The following is a 1254-nucleotide window of genomic DNA, read 5'->3' as shown; positions in this document are numbered from 1 at the left end:
GATAGCCGATGATGAACACGACGAACACGAGTGGGAGCACGACCTCGGTGCGCGTGATCGTGGCGCCGAGCAGGCCCCCGACGAAGCCCATCGCGACATAGGAAGGCAAGAGCTCACCAAGGTGCGACCAGACCTTGAGGTTCTGGCGAAACACGGTACGCACCGCGAACGCCACGAGCACATAGTTGATCGACGCGTAGAGCACTGCGGCGGCAGCGCTCCCGATCGCGATCCACGTCCAATACGACGCGCTGCCAATGGTCGCCTTCGCGAGAAACGCCTCTAGCACCAAGAGCGAACCCCCGGCCGTAACCACCATCTGTCCGAAGTTGGCGACCGGTTGGAAGATGCGTCGTTTCTTGACGTCACGTGCACTGACCGCCCCGAGTACGGCCATGGTTGCCACGCCGAGCGCCGCACTCCCCCGACCGAACGCCACCCCTGCTGTCAGCGCCACCATGATCGTGGGGCTCATCAGCATGCGATCGTTGACCTCGACCGAGCGCCAGTCGAGGAACGCGAACGCGGCGGCGAACGCCAGCCAGAGACCGATAGGCGGAAAGGACTCACGTATAATCAGCACGACAAGCACGCCAACGCCGAGGGTCGCGTAGACCGCTGCCAACACGGCCTTTGCCCGCCGTTCATGTCGAGTATCACTTGTGCGCCTGGCCACCCGGCCTCCTCATTGGCGTCCCGGACCTGCCCGCTCACCCGATCTTGATGGTGGCACTTCCTGCAACGATCAACGCCGCAAGACTGCTGGCAATTGCGATCAACTTGACGATCTTGCCCTTCAAACTGAGTCCTCCAATTTAGCTTTGGAATCACCAGCCTCTCGGCCGGCGAGTAATCCGCTTCGCTTGGTAGCTCAGGGGTAAATCGTGCAAGCCCGGGCGCCACATATCCCCGGTTTACCCGGGAACCTCAGTTGTCATGTGCTGAGGCATCCCTCTTCCAGCCTCACCGGTCGGCAGCGCACCAACCCGCCACAAAGGTGGCGACTGTGGATAAGTTAGCAGTCAAGACCCCCATTACTCAAGGGTATGACAAAAACGCCGTCCCGCCTGCCGGCGGAGGCTACCCTTGCACCGTGAAGTATCGCGAGCTCGAAGAAGCACTCTGTCTCCTCCCCACGGTCGATGCCGTGCGCATCGTCGGGGACAACGGGCGAGTGGCCGAAGTCCACGTTCTGGCTGCACCGGCGAAACCGCCCAAGCAGGTCGTCCGTGACGTGCAGTCCCTTGCCATGGC

The 1254-nt window shown here is 62.1% G+C and carries 2 protein-coding genes; one reads left to right on the top strand and one right to left on the bottom strand.

Features of this window, described 5'->3' with window-relative positions; genetic code table 11:
• Positions 1–676: hypothetical protein (locus GXP34_10625; GenBank protein ID NOY56425.1), on the bottom strand; the 676-nt coding region annotated here is incomplete at its 3' end.
• Between the two features lie 417 nt (positions 677–1093).
• Here GXP34_10625 and GXP34_10620 point away from each other — a divergent pair.
• Positions 1094–1254 (top strand): hypothetical protein (locus tag GXP34_10620; protein NOY56424.1); only part of this gene is annotated, 161 nt, incomplete at its 3' end.

This window comes from Actinomycetota bacterium (assembly GCA_013152275.1).
Taxonomy (GTDB): domain Bacteria; phylum Actinomycetota; class Acidimicrobiia; order Spongiisociales; family UBA4744; genus BMS3Bbin01.
This window is presented reverse-complemented; position numbering and strand designations above follow the sequence as displayed.